The 18,321-nt window shown below is 69.8% G+C and carries 2 protein-coding genes; both read right to left on the bottom strand.

Translation table 11 applies throughout. The features are described from left to right. Nucleotides 1-402: 402 nt before the first annotated feature. Nucleotides 403-8,052, bottom strand: a complete 7,650-nt coding sequence (locus ACZ50Z_RS06130; protein WP_464482733.1) for a non-ribosomal peptide synthetase — start codon at nucleotides 8,050-8,052, stop codon at nucleotides 403-405. Beyond that, entirely contained in the window at nucleotides 8,049-18,308 is a 10,260-nt protein-coding gene (locus ACZ50Z_RS06125) for an amino acid adenylation domain-containing protein (protein WP_464482732.1), read from the bottom strand. The genes ACZ50Z_RS06130 and ACZ50Z_RS06125 overlap by 4 nt, the downstream gene beginning before the upstream one ends. Nucleotides 18,309-18,321: the final 13 nt, after the last annotated feature.

Genomic DNA, 18,321 nt, shown 5'->3' with positions numbered 1-18,321 from the left:
ACTGGTGGGTGTCGCTGTCGATCGGACGACGCTCACCGACTCCGGAAATCTCGTAGTCAACACGAGTGCAACAGTGGGAAACGCTAGTAGACGAGAACCCCGGTAGTCCAGGGTTATCCAAACTTAATGTCCTGTGAATTCCCCAAAATCGCCTACTGGACCTACAAAATGCCACTCTTAAGATACTTCTAGTACTGATCCTGGGTAGTCTAGCTACATTCAGTATTGATTGGATCGGCGGGTTCAGTCCTTCCGCCGCCGCCTATCGCGGCGGCGCCGTTATTGGCGCGTGATAGGCAGTGGGCCCCCGGAACGGCCCCCGCTGTTCCGATGTCAGGAATGGCGCATACAGCAGCGCGGCGTGGTCCTGGGGACCACGCCGCGCTGAAGTTCCGCGAGCGGTTAGAGCAGACCGAGCAGTTGCAGGTCGGTGACGTACTTGACGATCACCGGCGCACTCACGTGCGGGATGTCGTTGTCCGAGCCGACCTTCGCTTCCTGCACGGCGGCGCGGAACCGGTCGGTCGGCGCGAAAGCGCCGCGCGCCGGCTCGGCGGGCTGCAGGTTCTTCGGATCGCGCAGCAGCAACAGCAGCATCTGCAGGACCGAGTTCTGCCGCTGGCGTTCCGGCAGGCCGCGCAGGCCGGTCTCGAAGCGCTGCAGCCACTCCCCGAAGTCGCCTACGCGCTCGATCGGGTAGCCGGCCTCGATCAGCCAGTCGACGTACTCGTCGAGCCCGATGCCGTCGTCGTGCGGGTTCATCACGTGGTAGGTCTCGAACCCCTCCATCACCTGGGCGCCCAGCTTGGCGATCGCCTCGGCGACGAACTCGACGGGCAGCCCGTCGAAGTGCGCGCTTTGCCGCTTGCCGTCGGCGTCGAGCTGATAGAACGACTTGGGCGCGCAGCCGGTGGCCACGACGCTCAGGATCATCCGGGTGAAGATGTCCGCGACGTTGAGCTGGCCGGCGTAGCTGGTGTCGGCCAGGATCATGTCGGAGCGGAACACCGAGACCGGCAGGCCACACAGGTCGTGGGCCTCGCGCAGCAGGACCTCGCCCGCCCACTTGCTGTTGCCGTAGCCGTTGGCGTAGCTGCCGTCGATGACGCGGGTGGCGCTGATGACCCGGATGTCGGCGTCCTCGGTGAAGGCCGACGGCTCGATCTGGCGCCCCACGTCCGACGTCGACACGTACGCGTACGGCTTCATCTTCGTGGTGAGCGCCAACCGGATCAGCTCGGCGGTGCCGCCGACGTTGGGCGTGAACAGCTCGTTGTAGGGCAGCACACCGTTGACGACGGCCGCGGAGTCCACGATCAGGTCGACGGTGTCGGCCAGCTGCTGCCAGGTCTCGTCGCTCAGGCCCAGGTTCGCCTGGCCCTTGTCGCCGGCGACCACCTGCAGGTGCTCTTCGGCCAGTTCCTGGAAGTGGCGCAGCAGTTCCGGGTCGCCGCTGTCGAAGGTCTTCTCCAGGCGGCGCCAGGCATCTTCATCCGTGCGGGCCCGCACCAGGCAGACCAGCTTGCCCTCGACCTGTTCCAGCTGCTCGAGCCATTCGAGCACCAGGTAGCGACCGAGGAAACCGGTCGCGCCGGTCAGCAGGACCGTCCGCACCTCGGAGCTGGGCGCGCGCAGCGACGGCACGGTCGACAGCGTCGTGGCGTCGATGAACTTGTCCAGCGTGAGGTCGCGGGCATACACCTCGGTGGCGTCGGCGCCGTGCACCGCCGCGAAGCCGGGGCCCGCGGCGTTCTCGGTGTCGGCGCCGCTGGTGATCCGCTGACTCAGGGCCCGGATGGACTGCGAGTCGAACAGGGTACGCACCGACAGGGCGCCGTCCAGGGCGGTGTTGATCTCGGCGATCACCCGCATCGCCGACAGCGAGTCGCCGCCGAGCTCGAAGAAGGAGTCCTCGACCGAGACCCGCTCCATCCCGAGAACCCGGGCGAAGATACCGGCGACGGTCTCCTCGGTCGGGTTGGACGGGGCGACGTATTCGCCGCCGCGCTTCTGGTATTCCGGCGCGGGCAGGGCTCGCTTGTCGAGCTTGCCGTTGACCGTCAGCGGCAGCGCGTCGAGCACCACCACCGCGGCCGGCACCATGTAGGCCGGCAGCCGGTCGGCCAGCTGGATGCGGATGCCGACCGGGTCCGCGGTGCCGGTGATATAACCCACCAGCCGCTTGTCGCCGGGACGGTCCTCGCGGGCGATCACCGCGGCCTGCTCGACCCCGTCCAGCGCGGCCAGCGCCGCCTGCACCTCGCCGAGTTCGATGCGGTAGCCGCGGATCTTGACCTGCTCGTCGGCGCGGCCCAGGTATTCCAGCTGACCGTCGTGGCCCCACCGGACCAGGTCGCCGGTGCGGTACATGCGCGCGCCCGGGCCGCCGAACGGGCAGGCCACGAACCGCGACGCCGTCAGGCCGGACCGCCGCGAATATCCCGTCGCCACACCGTGACCGGCGATGTACAGCTCGCCGACGACACCCTCGGGCGCCGGGCGCAGCCACCGGTCCAGCACGAACAACGCGGACCGCGGCACCGGCGAACCGATCGGCGCCGACTTGGCCCCGGGCTGCAGCGGCGCGCTCATCGCCGCGTACACGGTGGCCTCCGTCGGGCCGTAGGCGTTGATCATCACGCGCCCCGATGCCCACCGGTCGACGACCTCGAGCGGGCAGGCCTCGCCGGCCACCACCAACGCCGTCGAGTCCAGGCCCTCGGGCGAGAGCATGCCCACCGCCGACGGGGTCTGGCTCAGCACGGTCACCTCTTCGGCGACCAGCAGCGCGTGCAGCTCGTCCGGGGAGGCCGCGACCGATTCGGGCACCACGACCAGGCGGCCGCCGTGCAGCAGCGCGCCCCAGATCTCGTGCACCGACACGTCGAAGACCAGGGAGTGCCACTGGGCCCAGACGCCCGCCTCCGGCAGGTCGGCGTGCAGGGACTCCACCAGCTGGGTGGCGTTGTCGTGGGTGACCGCCACGCCCTTGGGGACGCCGGTCGTGCCCGACGTGTAGATGAGGTAGGCGATGTTGTCCGACGACGGGATCGGCAACGCGGTGCTGGGCTGGGTGTCCAGCGCCGGGTCGTCGACGTCGATGACCGTCGGGCGGCAGCCCTCCAGCCGCGACCGCAGTCCGGTCGCGGTGACCACGGCGACGGGTTCGGCGTCGGTGAGCAGGAACTCGATCCGCGCGGACGGCAGCGCCGGGTCGATCGGCAGGTAGGCCGCCCCGGTCTTGAGGACCGCGAGGATCGAGACGATCGCGTCGGCCGAGCGGGAGAACAGCAGCGCGACCCGCTCGCCCGGACCCGCGCCCTCCTCGATCAGCAAGTGCGCCAACCGGTTTGCGGCCTCGTCGAGCTCCCGATAGGTCATCGAGCGGCCTTCGAAGGTCAGCGCCGCCGCGTCCGGGGTGCGGGCCACTTGCGCGGCGAACATGCCCGGGATGGACTTGCCGGTCGCGGGCTGGCTGAGCACCGCCCGGTTGCCCCACGCGTCGAGCAGCTCGTGTTCGGCCTCGCCGACGACGTCCAGCGCCATCAGCCGTCGGGCGGGATCGATGGTCATCTCCGAGAGCACCCGCTGGAACCGCTCGGTCATCTTCTCGATGCCGGCCGCGTCGAACACGTCGGTGTCGTATTCGACGCGCAGGCCCAGTTCGCGGCCCGGGAGCGCCATCACCGACAGCGGGTAGTGGTTGTACTCGCGGTTGGTGACATCGGTGATGGCCAACTCGTGGAAGCCCAACGGCACGCTGGTGTCGATCGGGTAGTTCTCGTACAGGAACAGGGTGTCGAACAGCGCGTCGTGGCCGGTCACGCGGTGGATCTCGCTGAGCGCCAGATGTTCGTGCTCGAGGGTGTCGTTGTGGTGCTGCTGCAGTTGCTCCAACACGTCGGCGACGGTGGTCTCGGCGTCGATGTTGGCGCGCACCGGGACGGTGTTGATCAGCAAGCCCACCATCGATTCGGCGCCGGCCAGGTCGGCGGGCCGACCGGAGACGGCGGTGCCGAACGCCACGTCGTGGTGGCCGGTGAGCCGCATCAGCAGCTGCGCCCACCCGGCCTGCAGGACGGTGTTGACCGTGGTGTGGCAGGAGCGGGCGAGCTCACCCAGGGCGCGCGTGGTCTCCGCGGACAGACGGTAGGACTCCACGGCCCGACGGCCGAGCCGCATCCGGCCCGCCGGACCCACCAGGGTGGGGGCCTCGAACCCGTCGAGCACCTCGCGCCATGCCGCCTGGGCGGCGGCGCGGTCCTGGCCGGCCAGCCAGGTCAGGTAGCTGCGGTAGGTCGCGGGCGCGGGCAGCTGGTCACCGTAGTAGTTGGCCAGGATCTCGCGCAGCAGGATGGGCAGCGACCAGCCGTCCATCACGATGTGGTGGTTGGTGAGCACGAACCGGTAGCGGTTGTCCGCGGTGCGGATCAGCGCGGCCCGGAACGCCGGGCGGTTGGCCAGGTCGCTGACCGCGGCGCGCTCGGCGGCGCACAGCTCGTCGACACGCTGCTCGGGGTCGGGGTCCTCGGGGCCCAGCTGGATGTAGCGCCACGCCATGACCGGGTCGGCCGGGATCACCTGCACGGGCTCGCCGAACTGCGGGCAGAACCGGGCCGCCAGGTTGGGGTGGCGGTTCACCACGGTGTGCACCGCCTCGTGCAGCCGGTGCGAGTCCAGGGCGCCAGTCACGGTGATGCCCAGCTGCACCGCGTAGACGTCGTCGCCCGGGTCCTGCGCGAAGCTGGCGTGGAAGAGCAGACCCTGCTGCAGCGGGGTCAGCGGCAGGATGTCGGCGATCTGGTGCTGCTTGCTCAGCTCGTCGATCTGCCGCTGGTTCAGGCGCGCCGGCGCGACGTCGGACGGGGTGAGCCCGCCGCCACCACCCTGCACGTGGGCGCAGATGCCGGCCAGGGCCTCGAACCACAGCTGGCTCAGCTGGCTGATCTGCTCGCGGTTCATCGCCGAGGCCGCCCACGTCCAGTTGGCGTGCAGGTGCGGGCCGTCCTCGGTGTCCATGGTGCCGGCGTTGAGGTCGACGGTGTGCATGAGCGGCATCGCCACCGCGGCGGCGGCGCCGCTCAGCGACAGGCTGTCGGGACTCAACCGCCACAACTCGCCGGGCAGGTCCGCGGCCGCGCCGAGCCGTCCCAGGTAGTTGAAGCCGATCAGCGGGTCGGTCCCACCGAGGTCGACGTCGGGGTTCAGGTAGCGCAGCAGGCCGTAGGTCAGGCCGTCGGGCAGGGCGCGCAGCTGTTCCTTGGTGGACTTGACCGCCGCGCCGAGCGCGTCGTCGCCGGCCACCACGCTGGCCCAGTCCAGCCCGTCGATGGTCAGGGCCACCGGGTACTTGGTGGTGAACCAGCCCACGGTGCGTGACAGGTCGACGTGCGGTCCCAGCTCTTCCTGGCGCCCGTGGCCCTCGACGTCGATGCCGATTGGAGTGGCGCTACCCAGGAATTTCGTCCAGGCCATCCCGAACGCGATCAACAGGATGTCCTGCACCCCGGCGTGGAACGCCGCGGGCACCTCACCCAGCAACAGGCGGGTGGTCTCGACATCCAGCGAGACCGACAACTGCTCGGCGGTCTGGTAGGTGTCGACGTCGGGACGCACGGCCGGCAGGACGGCCGGGGTGGAGACCACCTCGCGCCAGGCGTCGGCCTGCTCGACCACCGCCGGGCTCAGCGCGTGCTCGGCCAGCAGCGACGACCACCGGGCGAACGAGGTGCCGCCCACCGGCAGGGCCACCGGCTGGCCGCTGTGGTGCTGCGCCCAGGCGATGTTGAGGTCCTCGATCAGGGTCCGCCACGACACACCGTCAACGGCCACGTGGTGGATGATCAACGCCAATTGGCTTGTCTCGCTTGCCCATACGGCGCTCACCATCACACCGGCGCCGGGGTTCAGCCGCGACCGGGCCTCGACCAGGGTCGCGTCGGTCAGCGTGTCGACGGACTGCAGGCAGTCGCCGGCCTGCACCGAGCCCGGGTCGGGCGCGTGCAGCTTCCAGCCGCCGTCGCCGTCGTCCTCGACGCGCAGCCGCAGCATCGGGTGGCGGTCCAGCAGCGCCTGCAGCACGACGACCACCTCGTCGGTGGTGACGCCCGCGGGGGCCGCCAGCACCATGGTCTGGTTGAAGTCGTCGATCGGGCCTTGCACGGTTTGCAGCCAGCGCATGATCGGCGTGGCCACCACCGGGCCGAGCCCCTCGTCGACCACGTCGTCCTCGTCGTCGCGGTCGGTGGCCACCCGGGCCAGCCGGGCCACCGTCTGCTCGACGAACACGTCGCGCGGGCGGCACATCACGCCGGCGGCGCGGGCGCGGGCCACGACCTGCATCGACAGGATGCTGTCGCCGCCGAGGTCGAAGAAGGAGTCGTCGACGCCGACACGCTCCACACCCAGCACCTGGGCGTAGATGCCGGCCAGGATCTCCTCGGTGTGGTCGGACGGGGCGCGGTACTCGCCGGCGCGCTTGTGGTACTCCGGCGCGGGCAGGGCGCGCTTGTCGAGCTTGCCGTTGACCGTCAGCGGCAGCGCCTCGAGCACAACGACCGCGGCGGGGACCATGTAGGCCGGCAGCCGCTTGCCCAGTTGGGTGCGCAGCACGGCCGGGTCGGCGGTGCCGGTGATGTAGCCGACGAGACGCTTGTCGCCGGGACGGTCCTCGCGGGCGATCACCGCGGCCTGGTCCACCCCGTCGAGCGCGGCCAGCGCCGACTGGATCTCGCCGAGTTCGATGCGGTAGCCGCGGATCTTGACCTGCTCGTCGGCGCGGCCCAGGTACTGCAGCTGGCCGTCGGCGCCCCAGCGCACCAGGTCGCCGGTGCGGTACATCCGCGCCCCCGGTCCGCCGAAGGGGCAGGCCACAAATCGCGACGCCGTCAAACCGGAACGCCGGGCGTACCCGGTGGCCACGCCGCGGCCGGCCACGTACAGCTCACCGACCACGCCCTCGGGCGCGGGCCGCAACCACTTGTCCAGGACGAACAGCGCCGCGCCGGGAACCGGCGAGCCGATCGGCGGCGCGCCGGAGTCCCCCGCCAGCGGCGCGCTCATGGCGGCGTAGACGGTGGCCTCGGTCGGGCCGTAGGCGTTGATCATCACGCGGCCGGGCGCCCAGCGGTCGACGACCTCGGCGGGGCAGGCCTCGCCGGCGACCACCAGCGCGGTGGACTCCAGCCCCTCGGGCGAGAGCATCCCCACCGCGGACGGGGTCTGGCTCAGCACGTTGACCTTCTCGGCGACCAGCAGGGCGTGCAGCTCGTCGGGCGAGCCCGCGACCGATTCGGGGACCACGACCAGGCGCCCGCCGTGCAGCAGCGCGCCCCAGATCTCCCACACGGAGACGTCGAACACCAGCGAGTGCCACTGCGACCACACCTGGCCCGAGCCCGACGGCAGTTTGGCGTGCAAGGTCTTGAGGAATTCGGTCACGTTGCGGTGCGTGACCGCGACGCCCTTGGGCGTTCCCGTCGTGCCCGAGGTGTAGATCATGTAGGCGATGTCCTCGGGCGCCGGGCCGGGCACCGCGCTGCTGGGCTGGCTGTCCGCCGCGGCTTCGTCGACGTCGATGACCGGCAGGTCGAATCCGTCCAGCCGGGTGCGCAGGCTGGCGGTGGTGACCGCGGCGATCGGGGTGGCGTCGCCGAGCATGAATTCCATCCGGGCGGCCGGCAGGGCCGGGTCGATCGGCAGGTAGGCCGCGCCGGTCTTCAACACCGCGAGGATCGAGATGATGGCCTCGGCCGAGCGCGAGAACAGCAGCGCGACGCACTCGCCCGGGGCGGCGCCCTGCTCGGCCAGCAGGTGCGCGAGCCGGTTGGCGGCCTCGTCGAGCTCCAGGTACGTCATCGACCGACCGTCGAAACTCAGCGCCGTCGCCTCAGGGGCGCGCGCCACCTGGACCGCGAACATTTCGGGAATGGACGTCGGGGCCTTGACCGGTTTGGTCAATATCGCCCGATTACCCCACTCGTCGAGTCGGTCGTGCTCGCCGCCATCCAGTAGATCGATCGATAACAATCGCCGTCCCGCACCGACGGTCATGACTGCTCCTCCAAGTCCACGGTCATGGCTTCCAGCACCCGCTTGAAACGCTCAACCAGCTTCTCGATCCTCGCCTCGCCGAACACGTCCGTATCGAACTCGACGCGAAGGCCAATTTCATGGCCCGGCACGGCTTGTACCGAAAGCGGGTAATGGTTGTATTCCCGATTCGTGAATCCCCTAATAGTTAACTCGTCCACGGCCGATAGCGCGGCAGTATCGAGGGGATAGTTCTCATACACGAACATTGTGTCGAAAATTTGGTCGTGTCCCGTTACACGATGGATTTCATTGAGCGCCAGGTGCTGGTGGTCCAGGGTGCTGGTGTAGGTCTGTTGTAGCTGGTCAAGTAGGTCGGCGATGGTGGTTTCGGCACCGATGGTCGCCCGCACCGGCACGGTGTTGATCAGCAGGCCCACCATGGCCTCGGATCCGGCCAAATCGGTCGGTCGGCCCGAAACGGCAGTGCCGAACACCACATCGTGCTGGCCGGTCAGCCACATCAGCAGCTGCGCCCAGGCCGCCTGCAGCACGGTGCTGACGGTCGTGCGGCACGAGCGGGCCAGTTCGCCGAGCAGGCGGCTGGTCTCCGCGGACACGGCGAACTCCGCGACGCCGCGCGGACCCAACCCCATCCCGCCCGACGGGCCCACCAGCGTGGGGGTGTCGAAACCGGCAAGCACCTCGCGCCAGGCCGCCTGCGCGGCGGCGCGGTCCTGCTCGGACAGCCAGGTGATGAAGCTGCGGTAGGGCACCGGCGCGGGCAGCCGCACCCCGAAGTAGCTGGCGAAGATCTCCTGTAACAGGACGGGCTTGGACCAGCCGTCGAGCACGATGTGGTGGTTGGTGAGCACGAACCGGTAGGTGTCGTCCCCGGTGCGGATCAGCGCGCCCCGGAACGGCGGCTTGCCCGCCAGGTCGCACACGGCGACGCGTTCGGCGGCCGACAGCTCCTCGATCTGCTGGTCTTGTTGGTCCGAGTCGCCGCCGCCGTCCAGCTCGACGTACTGCCACGCCAGTTCCGGATCCGCCGACATGACCTGCACCGGCTCGCCGAAGTCCTCGCTGAACCGGGCCACCACATTGGGGTGACGGGTGACGACGGTCTGCACGGCCTCGCGCAGCCGGTCCGGGTCGATGGCGCCGCTCACCGAGATGTCGAGCTGCACGGCGTAGAGATCTTCGGAGCCCTGGCCGCCCTGCGCGGTGCCGGTGTGGAACAGCAGCCCCTGCTGCAGCGGGGTCAACGGCAGCACGTCGGCGACGCGGTACTGCTGCTGCAGTTCGTCGATGTCGCGCTGGGTCAGCCGGGCGGGCGCGATGTCGGACGGGGTCAACCCGCCGCCCCCGTCGCGCACGTGCGCGCAGATCCCGGCCAGCGCGTCGAACCACAGCTCGCTGAGCTTGCCGATCTGCTTCTCGTCCAGCGCCGAGAGCGCCCAGGTCCAGTTGGCCTGCAGATGCGGGCCGTCCGCGGTGTCCATGGTGCCGGCGTTGAGCTCCACCGTGTGCGGCAACGGCAAGGCCACCGCCCCGGCCGCACCGGCCAGCGCGAAGCTGTCCTCGCTCAGCTGCCACAGGTCCGGCGACAGGTCGGCGGCCCCGCCACCGAGCCGGCCCAGGTAGTTGAAGCTGATAGCGGGATCCGAATCACCAAGGTCCACATCGGGATTCAGGTACCGCAGCAGCCCGTAGGTCAGCCCATCGGGCAGGCCGCGCAGTTGCTCCTTGGCGTCCTTGATCACCGGGCCCAGCGCCGCGTCGCCGCCGACCACCTGGCCCCACGACAGACCACCGACCCGCAGGGACACCGGGTACTTGGCGGTGAACCAGCCGACCGTGCGCGACAGGTCCACCTGCGGGCCCAGCTCCTCGCTGCGCCCGTGGCCTTCCACGTCGATGCCGATCGGCGCGCCGGTGCCCACGAACTGTGTCCACGCCAGCCCGAAGGCGATCAGCAGAATGTCTTGCACCCCAGCGTGAAACGCCGCCGGCACCTCCCCCAGCAGCAGGCGCGTCGTCTCGACGTCCAGCGTCGCCGACAGCTGCCCGGCCGTCGCGTAGGTGTCCTCGGGCTGCGCGGCCGGCAACACCGCCGGGGTCGCGGCCACCTGCCGCCATTCCTCGACCCGCTCGACGACCTCGGGGCGGCGCGCGTGCTCGTCGAGCAGCGACGACCACCGGGCGAACGAGGTGCCGCCGACCGGCAGGGCCACCGGCTGGCCGCTGTGGTGCTGCGCCCAGGCGATGTTGAGGTCCTCGATCAGGGTCCGCCACGACACACCGTCGACGGCCAGGTGGTGGATGATCAACGCCAATTGGTTTGTCGCACTTGCCCATACGGCGTTCAGCAGCAGGCCATCGGCGAGGTTCAGCCGTGACCGGGCGTCGACCAGCGCCGCCTCGGACAACTCGTCGACGGTCTCGAGCACGTCGCCGGCTTGCACCGAGCCCGCCTCGGGCACGTCGAACGACCAGCCGCCCAGGCCGTCGTCCTCGACGCGCACCCGCAGCATCGCGTGCCGGTCCAGCAACGCCTGCAGCACCACCGGGATGTCGTCGGCGGTGACGTCGGCGGGGACCGCGAGCACCATCGTTTGGTTGAACTGCTCGACGGGGCCGTCCATGTTCTGCAGCCAGCGCATGATCGGGGTGGCCACCACGGGCCCGGTCCCCTCGTCGACGACGTCGTCGTCGGGGCTGGCGATGGTGGCGACGCGCGCCAAGCGCGCGACCGTCTGTTCGGTGAAGACGTCCCGCGGGCGGCACACCACGCCGGCGGCCCGGGCGCGGGCCACCACCTGCATGGACAGGATGCTGTCGCCGCCCAGGTCGAAGAACGAGTCGTCCACGCCGACGCGCTCTACGCCCAGCACCTGGGCGTAGATGCCGGAGAGGATCTCCTCGATGGCGCTCGCCGGCGCCCGGTACCGGTCGACGTCGGAGTATTCCGGCGCCGGCAGGGCGCGGGTGTCGAGCTTGCCGTTGACCGTCAACGGCAGGGCGTCGAGCACCACCACGGCGGACGGGACCATGTAGGACGGCAGCCGCTCGGTGAGTTGGGCCCGGGCCTCGGCCGGATCGGCGGTGCCGGTCACGTAGCCGACGAGGCGCTTGTCGCCGGGGCGGTCCTCGCGGGCGATCACGGCGGCGTGCTCGACCCCGGCCAGCGAGGCGAGCGCGGCCTGGATTTCGCCGAGTTCGATGCGGTAGCCGCGGATCTTGACCTGTTCGTCGGCGCGGCCCATGTACTGCAGCTGCCCGTCAGCGCTCCAGCGGACGAGGTCGCCGGTGCGATACATGCGCTCCCCGGGGGCCCCGTACGGGCAGGCCACGAACCGTGCGGCTGAGAGTCCCGGGCGGCCCAGGTAGCCGGTGGCCAGACCGCCACCGGCGACGTACAACTCGCCCACCACACCGACGGGCACCGGGCGCAGCCAGCCGTCGAGCACGAAGAAGCCGAGGTTGGCCAGTGGCACCCCGATGGGGCTGACGTTGTTGTCGACGTCGCCGCCGAGGATTTCGCGGAACGAGGCGTGCACCGTGGTCTCGGTGATGCCGTACATGTTGATCATGCGCGGCAAGCCGGGGTGGCGATGCAGCCACGTCGACAGGCGGTGCGGCTCGAGGGCCTCGCCACCGAACACGACCGTCTGCAACTTCAGCTGCTCACCCAGCTCCGGCGCCAACGCGTCGGCGCTCTGCAGCGCGTAGAACGCCGACGGTGTCTGGCTGAGCACGCTGACCTGTTCGCGAACCAGCAAGGCGTGCAGGTCTTCCGCCGAGCGCACGACGGCGTCGGGCACCATCACGAGGCGCCCGCCGTACAGCAGTGACCCGAAGACCTCCCACACCGAGAAGTCAAACGCCAGCGAGTGACATTGCGTCCACACCTGGCCCAACCCCAGCTGAGCATCCAGTGTCTCCAGCAGCAACGTGACGTTGCGGTGCGGGATCGACACGCCTTTGGGCGTTCCCGTCGTGCCCGAGGTGTAGATGATGTAAGCGATGTTCTCGGGCGCGGGCACCGGCAGACCGGTCGCCGGCTGCTCGGCCACAGCGGGGTCGTCGAGGTCGATGATCTGCCCGGCGAACTCGCCCAGCTGCGGCCGCACCTCGGCGGTGGTCACCGCCGCGATCGGGGCGGCATCGCCGAGCACGAATTCGAGGCGTGCCGCGGGCACGCTCGGATCGATCGGCACGTAGGCCGCCCCGGTCTTGAGGACGCCAAAGATCGCGATCACCGCTTCGGCCGAGCGCGGGATCACCACCGCCACCCGCTCGCCCGGGCCCGCGCCCCGCTCAACGAGCAAGTGCGCCAACCGGTTTGCCGTTTCCTCGACCTCGCGGTAGGTGAACGACCGCTCGCCGCAGGTGATCGCGACCGCGTCGGCGGCGCGGGCGACCTGCGCGGCGAACAACGCCGGAATCGACTCCTGTCCAGTGGGCCGCCGGGCCAGCACGCCCCGGTTGCCCCACTCGTCGAGCCGTTCGTGTTCGACGGCCTCGAGCAGGTCGATCGACGAAAGCCGTTGCGCGGGATCGGCGGTCATGGCCGCCATCACGTGGCGCAGCCGCTCGATCAGCGTCTCGATGGCGCCCGCGTCGAAGACCTCGGTGTCGTACTCGACGCGCAGGCTCAGTTCGTGGCCGGGCGTGGCCACGACCGACAGCGGGTAGTGGTTGAATTCGCGGCTGTTGAACTCGGTGACGGCCAGTTCTTGGACACCCAAAAGCGCACCGGCGTCGATCGGATAGTTCTCGTAGAGGAACAACGTGTCGAACAGTTGGTCGTGACCGGTGACGCGGTGAATCTCGCCCAGCGCCAAGTGTTCGTGCTCGAGGGTCTCGGCGTGGGCGCGTTGCAACTGCTCGAGCAGGTCGGCGACGGTAGTCGCGGCAGCGATGTCGGCCCGGACCGGCACGGTGTTGATCAGCAACCCGACCATGGCGTCGGCGCCGGCCAACTCGGTGGGGCGGCCCGAGACCGCGGTGCCGAAGGCGACGTCGTGTTGGCCGGTCAGCCAGGTCAGCAGCTGCGCCCACGCGCCCTGCAGCACGGTGCTGATGGTGGTGCGGCTGGAGCGGGCCAGCTCGCCGAGCGCGCGCGTGGTGTCCGCCGAAACCGTATACGTGGCAACGGCGCGCCGCCCGATCTTGCCCGGCGGCGCCACCAGGGTGGGGGCCTCGAACCCGTCGAGCGCCTCGCGCCACGCCGCTCGGGCGGCGGCATGATCCTGCGCGGCCAGCCACATCAGGTAGCTGCGGTACGACGGGGGCGCGGGCAGCCGCTGCCCGTAGTAGCCGGCGAAGACCTCCCGCAGCAGGACCGGCAGCGACCAGCCGTCGATCACGATGTGGTGGATGGTGAACAGCAGCCGGTGCCGGTCGTCGGCGATGCGGATCAACGCGGCCCGGAAGGCGGGTTGGCCGGCCAGGTCGCACACGGCGGTGCGTTCGTCGGCGGCCAACTGCTCGAGCTGTTGGACCGAGTCGCCGCCGTCCAATTCGACGTAGCGCCAAGCCATTACCGGCTCGGCCGGGATGATCTGCACCGGCTCGCCGAATTCGTCGAAGAAGCGCGCCACTAGGTTGGGGTGGCGGTTGACGGCGGTCTGCACGGCCTCGCGCAGCCGGTGCTGATCCAGGCTGCCGCTGACGGTGATGCCCAGCTGCACCGCGTAGAGGTCTTCGAGCTCGGCCGCGAAACTGGTGTGGAACAACAACCCCTGCTGCACGGGGCTCAGCGGCAGCACGTCGGCGATCTGGTGCTGGCGGCACAGCTCGTCGATCTGCTGCTGGTCCAGGCGGGCCGGCGCGATGTCGGACGGGGTCAGCCCGCCGCCGCCGGCGCGCACATGCGCGCAGATGCCGCCCAGCGCCTCAAACCACAACTGGCTCAACCGGTTTACTTGTTCGTCGGTCAGCGCCGAGGTCGCCCACCTCCAGTTGGCGTGCAGGAGCGGGCCGGCCTCGGTGTCCATGGTGCCGGCGTTGAGTTCCACGGTGTGCGCCAACGGCATCGCCACCGCGGTCGCGACCGCGGCCGACGCCAGGCTGTCCTCGCTGACGCGCCACAAGTCGTCGGAGAGGTCGGCGCCCGCGGCCAACCGGCCCAGGTAGTTGAACCCGATCACGGGGTCGGACCCCGGCAGGTCGATCTCGGTGTTCAGGTAGCGCAACAGCCCGTAGGTCAGGCCGTCGGGCAGGGCCCGCAGTTGTTCCTTGGCGTCTTTGATCACCGCGCCCAGCGCGGCGTCCCCCGCGGTCACCTTCGACCAGTTCAGCCCACCGGTAATCGACAGCGCCGCAGGGTATTTGGTGGTGAACCAGCCCACTGTGCGGGACAGATCGATGCGGGACGCGATCTCTTCGTTGCGGCCGTGGCCTTCGATGTCGATGCCGATCGGTGCGGCGGTCCCCAAAAACTCGGTGAACGCCAACCCGAACGCGATCAACAGAATGTCCTGCACGCCGGCGTGGAACGCCGCCGGCACCTCCCCCAGCAACAGGCGGGTCGTCTCGACATCCAGCGACGCCGACGACTGCCCGGCGTTGGCGTAGGTGTCCTCCGACCCGGCGGCCGGCAGCGCCGCCGGCGTGGCGGACACCTCCCGCCACGCATTTGCCTGCTCGAGGACCGCCGGGTCCTTCGCGTGCTCGGCCAGCAGCGACGACCACCGGGCGAACGAGGTGCCCGGCGCCTGCAGGGCCACCGGTTGGGCGTTGTGGTGCTGGACCCAGGCGATGTTGAGGTCCTCGATCAGGGTCCGCCACGACACACCGTCGACGGCCAGGTGGTGAATGATCAACGCCAATTGGTTTGTCGCACTTGCCCATACCGCGCTCAGCATGACCCCGTCGGCGACGTTGAGCCGGGAGCGCGCGTCGATCAGCTCGGCGTCGGAGAGCGCGTCGACCGTGCGCAGGCAGTCGCCGGCCTGTACCGAGCCGGCCTCGGGCGCCTCGAGCGACCAGCCGCCGGCGCCGTCGTCCTGCACGCGCAGCCGCAGCATGGGATGGCGGTCCAGCAGGGCCTGCAACACCACCGCCACGTCGTCGGCGCTCACACCCGCGGGCGCCGCCAACACCATGGCCTGGTTGAACTCGTCGATCGGGCCGTCAATGGTCTGCAGCCACCGCATGATCGGGGTGGCCACCACGGGGCCGATCCCCTCGTCGGCCGCGCCGAGATCGCCGTCGACCGCAACTTCGGACACCCGCGCCAGCCGCGCCACCGTCTGCTCGACGAAGACATCCCGGGGGCGGCAGATCACGCCGGCCGCCCGTGCCCGGGACACCACCTGCATCGACAGGATGCTGTCGCCGCCGAGGTCGAAGAACGAGTCGTCCGCACCGACGCGCTCGACACCCAGTACCTGGGCGTAGATGTCGGCCAGGATCTCCTCGATCGCGTCGGCCGGGGCCCGGTACTCGCTCGCGGTGTATTCCGGCGAGGGCAGGGCGCGCTTGTCGAGCTTGCCGTTGCCGGTCAACGGCAGGGCGTCGAGCACCATCACCGCGGTCGGCACCATGTACGGCGGAAGCTTCTCGGCCAGCTGGGCGCGCAGGGCCGCGGGGTCGGCGGTTCCGGTGATGTAGCCGACGAGGCGCTTGTCGCCCGGACGGTCCTCGCGGGCGATCACCGCGGCCTGGTCCACCCCGTCGAGGCCGGCCAACACCGCCTGGATCTCGCCGAGTTCGATGCGGTAGCCACGGATCTTGACCTGCTCGTCGGCGCGGCCCAGGTACTGCAGCTGCCCGTCGGGACCCCAGCACACCACGTCGCCGGTGCGGTACATGCGCGCGCCCGGCCCGCCGAAGGGGTTGGCCACAAACCGCGAGGCCGTCAGGCCGGGCCGGCGCACGTAGCCGTGCCCGACGCCGCGGCCCGCCAGGTACAACTCGCCGACCACCCCGGCGGGCACCGGCTGCAGCCACTTGTCGAGGACGAACATCGCCGCCCCGGCTATCGGGGAGCCGATCGGCACCACCGGCGAGCCGGGAGTAAGTGGTGTGCTGATCGACGCACAGACCGTGGTCTCGGTCGGCCCGTAGGCATCGAGCATCACCCGCCCGGGCGCCGCCCACCGGTCGACGACGTCGGTCGGGCAGGCCTCGCCGGCCACCACCAACGCCGTGGACTCGAGGCCCTCGGCCGGCAGCATCGCCACGGCCGACGGGGTCTGGGTCAGGACGCTGACTTTCTCCGCGACCAGCAGGTCGTGGAAGTCCTGCGGGGAGGATGCCACCGATTCGGGCACCACCAGCAGCCGCCTGCCCCGCAGCAGCGCGCCGAAGATCTCCCACACCGAGAAGTCGAAGGACGAGGAATGGCTTTGCGTCCAGACATCTCCGGGCGGCAGGGCGGCGTCAAGCGACTCGGTCAGCCACGTGACGTTGAGATGAGGGATGGCGACGCCTTTGGGGGTCCCGGTGGTTCCAGACGTATAGATGATGTAGGCGACGTTCTCGGGTGCCGGGTTCGGCAGCGCGGTGACGGCTTGGGCGTCGATGGCGGGGTCGTGCACGTCGACGACGAAAACGTCATGGCCGTCGAGCCGCGAGCGCAGCTCCGCCGAGGTGATCACCGCACTGGGAGCCGCGTCGTCGAGCACGAAGTCCATCCGCGACGACGCGTGCGCCGGGTCGATCGGCACGTAGGCCGCCCCGGTCTTGAGCACCGCCAGCATCGAGACGATGGCGTCCGCGCAGCGGGGGAACAACACCGCCACGCAGTCGCCCGGACCCACTCCATGGTCGACGAGCAAGTGCCCCAAGCGGTTCGACGTCTCGTCGAGCTCGGCGTAGGTGAGCGACTGGTCGCCGAATGTCACGGCCACCGCGTCGGGCGCGCGCTGCACGTGTTCGGCGAATGCGGCCGGAATCGACACCGGGGTGGGCGCCGGCTCGGCCAACGCCGGCTGGTTGCTCCACTGGTCGATGAGCGCGGGCTCGTCGGGCGTGAGCAGCTCGATCGAGGACAGCGGCCGTTCCGGGTCGGCGGTCATGGCCGCCAGGATCTGCTGCAGCCGGCCCGCCAGGTCGGCGACGCCGAAGCCCGCGAACGGCTGACCGGGGCCCGCGGTGCTGAGGAAGAGCTGGTCACCGGCGCCGAGGAAGAACAAGCCGAAGTGCCCGACCGGGCCGTGGTTCGTGTACGACGCCGTCGCCGGGGAACCGGCCAGGTCCAGGGTCAGCCGGGACGGGATGAAGTTGATCCCGACGCGGTTCGGCGCCTGCCGCAGCCCGTCGCCCTCGAGGGTGTGCACGGGGAAGCGCTGATGCTTCAGCAGTTCACGGATCCGCTTGTCCACGTGCTTGCAGAAGTCGGCGACCGTCGTCTGCGGCTCCGTCGAAAGGACCAGGGGCACGACGCCGGCCAGCATCGCGGGAAGCGTCTTCGACTCTGGAGTTACCCGCCGGCTGACCGGGAAGTCCAGTGCCACCTCCGAGCCGCTGCCCGACCATCCGCGCACCAGCAGGGCGCACGCGGCGGTGGTGACCGAAAAGCGGCGAATGGCCAGCTTTTTTGACAGTTCCTTGATCCGGTTGGCGACCGAGGGGTCCAACTGGACCGACGCGGACGGCGAGTAGTGGTCTTGCTCGGTGCCGGCATCGGGCAGCCGATCGACCGGCCCGCTCTCCGGTGGGAGATGTTCGCTCCAGTAGGCCTTGTCTTCGAGGTAATCCTCGGAGGCCTCGTACGCGGATTCGAGGTCGACCAGGTCCTGCGCCGAGCCGAAGTAGGCGTCGGGGATTGGTTTTCCCGCCACCATCGCCGAATAAATAGTCGCGACCCGGCGGCAGACCAAGGCCATGCCCAAACCGTCGATCGCAATGTGGTGGCAGCAACCAAACAAATAGAATTCCTCGTGCCCAGTTTGAAAGAGCACGAATTTGAACATTTGGCCGTTCAACGGCATCGGCGTGCGCTGGATGGCCGAAGACATCTCGCGCGCTTCCTGCACCGGATCGGCCAGGACTGTCAGGTCGTGAAATTCGAGTTCGACGTGGGGGTAGTCGATCGGCTTCTGGACCACCTGGCCGTCGACCTCGAAGAACGAGACCCTGCCTGATTCGGCCTCGCCGACCGCTTGGGTGAGTGCCTGCTGAAAAGCGTCGCGATGGACTGGGCCGTCGATCTTGACCAGGAGGCCGAGCTGCCACTGGGTGCCGGCGAACCCGGCTTCTTGGGATAGCCAGATGTCTAGCTGACCCCGTGTCAGTGGCAGCGTCCGATCATCCCTCGCCATCGACTCCCCCAAG

It is taken from the genome of Mycobacterium sp. NTMscope_MAC_269 (genome assembly GCF_976985695.1).
Note: the sequence above shows the minus strand (reverse complement) of the source record. Positions and strands in the feature narration are given on the sequence as shown.